8 protein-coding genes are annotated in these 9,245 nt (G+C 68.6%); all 8 read left to right on the top strand.

Annotated elements, in window-relative coordinates; translation table 11 throughout:
* Positions 1-232: 232 nt before the first annotated feature.
* The 8 genes from E4Q23_RS17930 to E4Q23_RS17900 are packed head-to-tail and all read left to right on the top strand — an operon-like array spanning position 233 to position 9,199.
* The gene (locus E4Q23_RS17930) at positions 233-406 is read left to right on the top strand and encodes a hypothetical protein (protein WP_169067907.1); all 174 of its coding nucleotides are present in this window, start codon (positions 233-235) and stop codon (positions 404-406) included.
* 12 nt (positions 407-418) lie between these two features.
* Complete coding sequence (locus tag E4Q23_RS17925; protein ID WP_169067906.1) at positions 419-1,513, top strand: phage late control D family protein; 1,095 nt, start codon at positions 419-421, stop codon at positions 1,511-1,513.
* Positions 1,513-2,199, top strand: a complete 687-nt coding sequence (locus tag E4Q23_RS17920) for a phage baseplate assembly protein V (RefSeq protein WP_169067905.1) — start codon at positions 1,513-1,515, stop codon at positions 2,197-2,199. The genes E4Q23_RS17925 and E4Q23_RS17920 overlap by 1 nt, the downstream gene beginning before the upstream one ends.
* Positions 2,196-3,992, top strand: coding sequence for a hypothetical protein (locus E4Q23_RS17915; protein WP_169067904.1), 1,797 nt, complete (start codon positions 2,196-2,198; stop codon positions 3,990-3,992). Before E4Q23_RS17920 ends, E4Q23_RS17915 begins: the two co-directional genes overlap by 4 nt.
* Positions 3,989-4,225 (top strand): GPW/gp25 family protein, encoded by a 237-nt coding sequence (locus tag E4Q23_RS24145; protein ID WP_248595551.1) that lies wholly within the window; start codon positions 3,989-3,991, stop codon positions 4,223-4,225. Before E4Q23_RS17915 ends, E4Q23_RS24145 begins: the two co-directional genes overlap by 4 nt.
* Positions 4,222-4,389 (top strand): hypothetical protein, encoded by a 168-nt coding sequence (locus E4Q23_RS24140; protein ID WP_336511728.1) that lies wholly within the window; start codon positions 4,222-4,224, stop codon positions 4,387-4,389. The genes E4Q23_RS24145 and E4Q23_RS24140 overlap by 4 nt, the downstream gene beginning before the upstream one ends.
* The gene (locus E4Q23_RS17905; RefSeq protein WP_169067903.1) at positions 4,389-6,701 is read left to right on the top strand and encodes a putative baseplate assembly protein; all 2,313 of its coding nucleotides are present in this window, start codon (positions 4,389-4,391) and stop codon (positions 6,699-6,701) included. The genes E4Q23_RS24140 and E4Q23_RS17905 overlap by 1 nt, the downstream gene beginning before the upstream one ends.
* Entirely contained in the window at positions 6,701-9,199 is a 2,499-nt protein-coding gene (locus tag E4Q23_RS17900; RefSeq protein WP_169067902.1) for a phage tail protein, read from the top strand. Before E4Q23_RS17905 ends, E4Q23_RS17900 begins: the two co-directional genes overlap by 1 nt.
* Positions 9,200-9,245 lie beyond the last annotated feature (46 nt).

The raw sequence follows: 9,245 nt of genomic DNA, 5'->3' as shown, positions 1-9,245 counted from the left end.
CAGGGAGCCATGCTCCCTGAATTCCCCGCCTCACCCCCGCCCCTTCTCCCGCNAGGGAGAAGGGAGTTTCGTGAGTCGCTTGCGCGACTTTCACATTAACGGTCATGACACGTGGAGACACCCCAAATCATGAAAGTCATGACCGTTTCCCTCTTCCCCTGCCCCTTCTCCCGCGAGGGAGAAGGGAGTTTCGTGAGTCGCTTGCGCGACTTTCACATTAAAGGAGCGATTCATGCCGATCATGATCGAAGAGATGCAGGCCGAGGTCCGGCCGGATCATGAAGCCGCGCAGTCGACCAGTGCCGCGCCGGCGCCCGATGCGGCACGCGAGGCTGCGGCAGTCGAAGCGACGCTGCGCGAACTCGCGCTGCGCAACGAGCGTCGCCAGCGCTGGCACGCCGATTAGGAGTTGGCGACCATGCCTGCCGAAACCTCCGTCAGTCAATCCGCGGTCTATCGTGCGCGGCCGACGCTGCGCCTCGCCGGACAGGAGGACCTGCGCGTTTCTGAACTGCTCATCGGCATGCGCATCGAGGAATCCGAGGGGGGTATGAGTACCGCCGAACTGCGCTTCTCGAACTGGGCGAGTACCACCGACGCCGGTGCGGAATATGCCTTCGAAGACGGTTCTCGGCTTGCGCTTGGCACGGCCATCGAAGTCTATGCCGGTGACGAAACGCAGGCCCGAGAGCTTTTCCGTGGCGTGGTCAGCGGCTTCGAGGCCGAATTTGCGCAGGGCTCGCCGCCCGAACTGGTGGTGCTTGCCGAAGATCCGCTGGGTCGCGCCCGCATGGCGCGCCGCAGCAAGGTCTACAGTGACATGTCGCCGGCCGACGTGGTCAATGCCGTCGCCAACGAGCTCGGCCTGCGTCCTTCGGTGCAGGGTTTGGCCGAGCCGATCGCTACCTGGGCGCAACTCAACGAGAGCGATCTCGCTTTCCTGCGGCGGCTGCTTGGGCGTTTCGACGCCGACCTGCAGATCGTCGGCGAGGAACTGCAGGTGGCACCGCGGGGCGAGGTTCGTCGGGGTGAACTCAGCCTCGAGTTGCATGGCCAGCTGGCACGCGCCCGGGTGGTGGCCGATCTCGCGCAACAGGTGAGCAGCATCACCGCCGCGGGCTGGGATCCGGTCGGCGGCAGCGCCGTCAGCGCCGAGGTCGGCAGTCTCAGCCACGGCGGGCCCGGCAGCGGTACGAGTGGCGCCGACTGGCTTGGCCGCGCGTTCGAACGGCGCAGTGAACACCTTGGTCACCTGGCGCTGGCGACCGACGCCGAAGCGCAGGCAGTGGCCGAGGCGGCCTTCGATCAACGCGCGCGCCGCTTCGTGCGTCTCGACGCCGTTGCCGAGGGCAATGCCCAACTCCGCGTTGGCAGCACGGTAGCGGTCACTGGCCTTTCCGCGCGCTGGGACAACAGCTACTACGTCGTCGAGGCGCGTCACCGCTACGACCTGCGCGCCGGCTATCGCACCGAGTTCGTCGGCGAGTGCGCGTATCTCGGGGAGGCCTCCTGATGGATCGTGCGCCGCATTTTCAGCCCGCCGCCGGATGGCTCAACGGCGCCCAGCTGGCACGGGTCGTGGACATCGCCGACCCGGAACGCCGCAATCGGGTGCAGATTCGCCTGCTCGCCTTCGATGCCTTCGAGGGTCAGGACGCACCGCTGTGGGCGCGCGTGGTGTGCCCCTTTGCGGGTGCCGATCGCGGCGCTTTCCTGATGCCCGATGTCGATGACGAGGTGCTGGTCGTCTTCCTGCAAGGCGATCCACGCTATCCACTGGTCGTCGGTGGGCTGTGGAGCGGTGCCAACGCGGCACCGGCCGAACTCGGCGACGAGGGCAATCGCTTCAAGCGAATTCGCTCGAAGAACGGCGTTACCGTCACCCTGGATGATCAGCAGGGTCAGGAACAGTTGGTCCTCGAAACGCCGGGTGGGCAGAAGCTTACACTCTCCGACGGACCGGGCAAGGTCACCGTCGAGGACTCAAACGGCAATCGGGTCGTCATGGAGGCGGCACGGATCAGCATCACCGCCAGTGCCGAGGTCAAGGTCGAAGCACCGCAGGTCAAGGTCAGCGCCGGCATGGTCACCGTCGATACAGCCATGGCCAAGTTTTCCGGCATCGTCAAATGCGAGGTCCTGCAGGCGACGTCGGTTATCTCCACCAGCTACACACCGGGAGCGGGAAACATATGGTGAGCCATCACGAGGTGATCCTCTCGGCCCCGCGCGACCTTGCCGTTGGCGGCGCGCCGGCGATCCTGCAGCGCAGCGACGACGACTTCATCGAAGCCGTGCTGGCCAGTCTGCGCGATGCCAATGGGCGCATCGCTCTGCGCGACAGTCTGGCGCGTCCGACCCGCATGGCCACCGCTAGCGACACCCGGTCGCGCAGCAAACGCAATAGGGGCCGCGAGCTTTTCAACAAGCTGCGCGATGCCAGCCGCCAGTTGGGTCTCGCCGGCGGGCGGGTGGCCGCTGCGCCGGTGGTCAAGAGCGAGCAGGAAAGTGGGCAGAAGAGTGAACAGGAGCTGGTCGAAGGCATTCGTCGCGCCGCCGAAGGGTCGCCAGTGCTCAAGCTCTTCCAGCCGATTCAGCGCCAGTTCAACCTGGCGGTGATGGAAGCGCGTTGCGATACACCGGGCGAGCCACGTATCGACCCGCAGCGGGTGGAGGGAGCCGGCATGGTCATCCGTCGGCTGGTGCGCGATGCCAAGGGGAATGAAGTGAAGCAGGGCTGGATGCGCGCCGGCGACAGCCTGAAAGGCTGGGCAAACATCGCCGCGGCCGCCGACGGCGCCGCACGCGGCAATCGCCACGACCCCGAAGCACTGCGCCGACTGAGCCGGCCGACGACCGGTCAGCCGGTCCTCGACCGCGAAGTGAGCACGCTGCTGGCGGCGCAGGAAGATGCGCTGCTCAACGAATCGGTGGTGCCGATGTTCGTCGCTCCGCCCGACGTCTGCAAGGCGGCAGCTGCGACGCTGTTCTACGGCCTGATCCCGACCACCAGCAGCGAGAAAGCCGAGGGCGGCGCGCCGGAGTTCGACGAGGCCGCGTTCGGTCCGACGACGGCCGACTTCAAGGAGCATCTGGTCGGCCCGCTGCGCGGCCTCGCCGACAGCTTCCCGCGGCCGGGCCGTGCTCTGACGCCCGACCTGGCGAGCATCGCCGGCAATCCGGGCGACTCCGAGCGCAGCATGATGAAGCGCCTCCTGCTCCTGCTGCGCCAACTGGCTGTCGAGTTCGACGCTTTCGGCGACAGCGCCGAAGCCGATTCGCTGATGGAGGTGCTCAACGGCATTGCCCTGCCGCTCGCCGACGCCGTCGGCAAGCCAATCGCCGGCAGCCGCCCGGCGGGCGATTTCCTCGCCGCGGCCAGCCGCATCCTGCTCAATGATGAGACGATCTCGCCGGCGCCGACCATCCCGGCGGGCTGGCCGGCGCTCGACGCCACTACCGGCGATGCCCTGTTGCGCGCCCTGTCGGCCTGCCTGCGTCTGCGTTTCGAGGCCGTCAGCGGCGTCGCCGGACGCTTCGACGACCCGGGTGCGCGCTACGTGCTGCGCGCCTTCGTGCGTCTCAAGCCCGAAGGTGTCTGCCCGGCCCGCACGGTGTGGGGCGACTACAGCCCGGCTTTTGTAATTGCCCCCTGGTACGAAGGCAGCGGTGCGCCGCCGCTACAGATTGCCTTGCCCGACCCGAGCGACAAGGAGATGCTCAAGAAGCTCAAGCCCAACGTCGCGTTCACCGTTCCGGCGTCGATGCAGAACCTGCTCGGCGGCGATCCGCTCGACCTGATGGACGGCAAGGAGCCGGCCGACAATGGCCTCAAGCTCGGCTGGATCTGCAGCTTCAATATTCCGATCATCACCATCTGCGCCTTCATCGTGCTGAACATCTTCCTGTCGCTGTTCGATCTGTTTTTCCGCTGGATGATGTTCATCAAGATCTGCATCCCCTTCCCCAAGAAGAGCGGAGGTGAGTCATGAGCACCAGCCAGCTGCCGCGTCCCCTGATTGGCTGGCCGCTGTTCGCCTTGCCGGACGAGCACGGCCGACTCGACTGGCCGGATCTCGAAGCCAGCGTGCGCCAGGGCATCCGCGTGATTCTCAGCACCCGACCCGGTGAGCAACTGATGCGCCCGGAGTTCGCGCCGGACTCGACCGCCTGCTGCACGCTCCCAACAGCCTCGCTACCCGGCGCCAGATTCGTGACTGGGTGATGGATTCGCTCGGCCGCTGGGAACGGCGCATCCTGCTCGACCGGGTAGAAGTGTTCGAAGTCCCCGACAAGCCCTCCGACCTGCGGGTGGAGATCGCCTATCGCTTGGCCCGCTCCGGCACGCCCGGCGCGCTGGCCGTGACCGTTCGACTGGAGGAAGGCTAATGCCGATCCTGCCGCCTCGTCTCGATGACCGCAGCTTCGACGATCTGCTCGAAGATCTGCTGGCCCGCGTCCCGGCGCACACGCCGGAATGGACCAACCCACGCCTGGGCGACCCCGGTCGCACTCTGCTGGAGCTGTTCGCCTGGCTCGGCGACGCACTGCTCTATCGCGTCAACCTGATTCCCGAGCGCCAGCGGCTGGTTTTCCTCAAGCTGCTCGGGCAGGGCCTGCGCCCGGCGCGGCCGGCTGCCGCCATCGTCAGTCTGGCGTTTGCCCAGCCCACCGAACTGGCGGCCGTGACGCTCGCCGCGGGGGCGCGCATCAAGGCGCCGCTGCCCTTCGAAACGCTGGCCGAAACGACCTTGCTGCCGGTGGCTGCCGAGGCGTGGTACAAGCAGCCGCTCGCCGACGCCGATGCGGCGCGCATGGAGGCGGTGATCGCCGGTCTGCAGAAGGTGCATCGTATCGACGGTGCTGCCAAAGCCTATCTCGCTTCACCGCTCTTCGAAGGCGGTCAGGCGGCGAGTGGTGAGGGCGTAGACGTCTTCGCGCTGAGCGTAGATCGCGCGCTGTGGCTGGCACTGATGGCGCCCGCCGCGCAGCGTCCCGAACAGCAGGCAGCGACGAATGTCGCCGCACGCACGGCGCTCGGCGGCGGCGACAGCGGCGCGACGGCGATGTTGTCGGTCGGCGTGGTGCCGGCGATCGCCGCCCCGGCGCTGTTCGAGGAAGTCGGCCAGCGCGCGCGCGTGTCGGTGTTGTGGGAAGTGGTGACGCGCGGCGCCGACGGCATAAATGCCGACTACCTGACCATCGAGCCTTTCCCCGGCGACGCCAACGACAGCACCGCCGGGCTGACGCGGCCGGGCGTGCTGCGCCTGCCGATGCCCGACGAATCGCTGATCTGGGCAGCCGCCAACGATGTCGGCGAGAATCCGCGCGCCGGCGTTGGCGACAATCCACCGCGCCTCGACGATCCCGAAAAAGCCGCCCGGCTGATCGGCTGGCTGCGTCTGCGGCCCAAGCCAGGAAGCGGCGTCAGCAGTCTCAAGCTGGCCTGGGTCGGCATCAACGCCGTCGCCGTCGATCAGCGCAGCACTCTCGAAGGCCGCGTACTCGGCGTATCGACCGGCGCTGCCGACCAGGTCTTCCAGTTGCCGGTCGCGTCGGTCGACGCCGACACCCTGCGCATCCAGGTCGAGGAGCCAGGCCGTGCTTATCAGCCATGGCAGCGGGTCGAAGATCTTGCCGCCCTCTCGGCCGACGCGCTGGTGGCGCGTGAGGCGGCGGTTTTCGAGCTCGATGCCGAGGCCGGCAGCCTGCGCTTCGGCGATGGCGTACGCGGCCGGGTGCCGGAGCGGCAGATGCGCATCCGCCTGGCCTATGGACGCTTCGGGGGTGGCCGCGCCGGCAATCTGCCGGCGGCCAGCCTGAGCGAAATCTCCTCGGCCCGGCTGGTCGGTGCGGCGCGGACGATGCCGGCGATCAAGGTGCTGCAGCCGCTCGCCACCGCAGGCGGTGAAGATGCCGAAAGCCTGGCCCGCGCCGAACAGCGCATTCCCGCGCTGCTGCGCCATCGCGAGCGCGCCGTGACGGCCGACGATTACCGTCGCCTGGCGCAGGAGGTGCCGGGCACCGACGTGGCGCGCGTCGAGCTGCTGCCGCGCTTCAAGCCACGCGAGCGACGCTTCGATGTGCCCGGCGTGGTCAGCGTGATGGTCTTGCCGGCGCAGCCCTTCGGCAAGGCGCCCAATCCGCGTCCCGACCGGCCGTTCATCGAGCGCGTGCATGCGCATCTGTCGGTGCGCACACCACTGGCCACCGAGCTGTATGTGATCGGCTGTGAATACGTGTCACTCGGCGTGTCGGTGGGCGTGACGATCCGCGACGGTTTCGGCCGCGAGGCCGTGCTCTTCGAGCTGCGCGAGGCCTTGCGCCGGCTGCTCTGGCCGCTACCGCCGCATGGGCCGGGTGGCGCCGGCTGGCCGCTCGGTCGCACGCTGCGCGAGCGTGAACTGGAAGTGGAAATCTCGCGGGTCGCCGGTATCGCCGAGGTCGGCGGCATCAACCTCTTCGAACGTGCCGAGATCGCCGGGAAGGGCGAATGGCGGCTGCTGACGCGCAATACGCCCGACGGCAGCCAGTCGCTGCAACTCGCCGCCTGGCAGCTGCCCGAACTGCTGTCGGTGGTGGCTGTGGACAATCCGGCTGGCAGTGGCAGTGGTGGTGCGCCGGGTGACCTCTCGGCGCTGCCCAACCCCTTCGCCGACGACAGCGCTGTCGCTGTGCCGGTCGTGCCCGAGCTGTGCTGATGGATGCCAACGGACAGCGCTTCTGGTTACTGGCCGACGACCGGCACTGGCCGGGGCGCAGTCACGTCGATTACCGTGCCGCTTGCCGCGCCTTGCGCCTGGCCAGCGAGCGCCGTCTCTCGGCAGCTCCGGCGGACGCCGCCGGGATCGCCGCGGCGGCGCTCGAACGTCTGCCGCAGTCGGTCGACCGGCACGGCGCCAGCGCGCGCTGGGAGCAAGCGGCGATGGCCATCGTCGTCGTCAGTCATCTGCCGGCGGTGGCGACTTTGCTGCCACTCACCGAGCGACCGCTGGACTTTACTGCCGGCTTCGACGACGTGCTCTACGTGGCGCTGGGCGAACGCCTCCTGCTGCACGACCTGCGCGGTCGCTGGCCGGACACCGTTTTGCCGACACCGGACTTCCAGGCCTGGCGTCTTGCCGCCGATCCACGCGGCGGCGTGTGGCTGCTGGAACGTGCCAGCGGTCGCCTCGGTCACCTCAGCGGCTGCCTCCAGCCGGAGCGGCCGGCGGTTGGCTACGCGCCGGGCACTTTCCGCCCCGATCCCGAAAACCCCAGTCCGCCAACGCTGAAGATTTTCGACGACGTTGTCTGGCCGGCCGGCGAGCGGCCGCAGGCGCTGACGCTTGCCGCCGACGGCACGCTGGCGCTGTTGTCATGGTTCGGCGATGGCGAATGTCGCCTGCGCCTGTTCGATCGGCTGCTGGCCAGGCTCGGACCGGCGCAGACGCTGGCCGGTGCGATCTTCGCCTATGCGATCGACTGGCTCAGCGACGGCGGAAGCTATGCCATCGTGGCGCGCGTGCCGGGCCGCCGTGACGCGCCAGTGTGGGTGCCCAGGGGTTCGCCCGCGGTGGCGCTGACGCTGCAGCCGGCCGGCGACATCTACCCGCTGGCGAGCGCTGCCGAGGAAGCGCCTTTCGCCCATCGCCTCGACGATCCTCCACGTTACCCGCTGGCGGGCGGCGCGCTCGAACCGCTTTACCGGCTGTCGCTGGCCAACCTCGCCCGCCGCGGCGAGGCGGCGAATTTCAGCAGCGCGGCGATGCACCTCATCGACAGCGGCGACCAGCGGACGGTCTGGCACCGGCTCTACGCCGAAGCCCGCCTGCCGGTCGGCTGCGGCCTGCTGGTGTGGTTGGCGACGAGCGCCGAGCCGAGCCCTGCGGTGGTCGATGAATGGCACGCGCATGTCTTCGGTGAACTGCCCGACGAGTCACTGCCCGCCGGGCCCGTGCCGCACGCGGTTTGGGAACGGCAGCCTTCCGAGCTGCCTGGCCATCCCGGCCTGGGTGCCTGGGGCGCGCCCGAGCCCGGCCGCGCCGGACTGTGGACGGCGCTGGTCCAGCGTGCCGCGCATCGCGTGCGCGCTCTCAGCGGCCGCTATCTGTGGGTGCGTGTGGCGTTTTTCGGCGCGGGGCGTGATTCGCCTGAACTGGCCGCCTTGCGCGCCTACGGCTCGCGCTTCTCCTACCGTGATCAATATCTGCCGCGCCTCTATCGCGAAAGCGAATTCGGCGCCGCCGCGGAAAGTCCTGGCGTGGCGACGCCCGCCGATTTCCTCGAGCGTCTGCTGGGCAACGTCGAAGGCGTGCTCACTCCGCTTGAAGACCGCGTCGCCGCTGCTCATCTGGCGAGCGACCCGGTGGTGGTGCCGGAAGAGTCGCTCGAATGGCTCGCTGGCTGGCTCGGCGTGGCCTTCGACGCCGTGCTGCCGGAGGGGCGGCGGCGCGAATGGCTCGTCCGTTCGAGCGAGCTGGCGCGCTACCACGGCAGCCAGCGCGGTCTGCGGCTGGCGCTCGACATCGCCAGCGACGGCGGCGTGCGTGGCGGCGAGATCGTGGTCCTGGAAGGCTTTCGCATGCGCCGGCTGATGAGCACGCTGCTCGGCGTGAACCTCAACGTCGCGGACGACCCGCTTTTGCCAGGCCTGGTCATCAGCGGCAATTCGGTGGTCGGCGATACCCTGGTTCTCGGCGAGGCCGAACGCGTCGAACTGCTGGCACTGTTCCGCGACGAGCTGATTTCGAGCGCCGAGCGCTCGGCGGTGCTTGCTTTCTACGACCAGCTGGCCTTCCGCGCGCTGGTGCTGGTGCACCAGCGCGTCGAGCCACAGGACCTTGGCCTGCTCCGCCGCATCGTCGAGCTCGAAGCGCCGGCCCATGTCGAAGTGCAGGTGGCGACTGCGACCTGGCCGCTGCTGGTCGGCATTGCCAGCCTGGTCGGTGTCGATACCTACCTTGGCCCGCCGCGCGAGCGCATTGCGGCTCGGCTCGGCGTCAGCAGCCTCGGCAACGGCGATTACGTGCTCGGCGTCGGCAGCCTGGACCCGCGTTTGTCAGGTGCGCTGTCACCGCTGCCGCTGGTGCCGCCGGTGGCTGATGCCGGCCCCGACATGGCCGTCGCGCACGGTCGCAGCTTCGTCCTCGATGGCAGCGGCTCGAGCGCCGCGCCTGGCGGACGCATCATCGAGTATCGATGGCGCCTGACAGACTAGGTGCCAGCAGCGCGGCAACAGCGCTGGTAAAACCACCCGCAACTCA

The sequence above is a fragment of the Candidatus Accumulibacter phosphatis genome (assembly GCF_012939955.1).
In the GTDB taxonomy this organism is placed as follows: Bacteria; Pseudomonadota; Gammaproteobacteria; order Burkholderiales; family Rhodocyclaceae; genus Accumulibacter; species Accumulibacter delftensis.
This window is presented reverse-complemented; position numbering and strand designations above follow the sequence as displayed.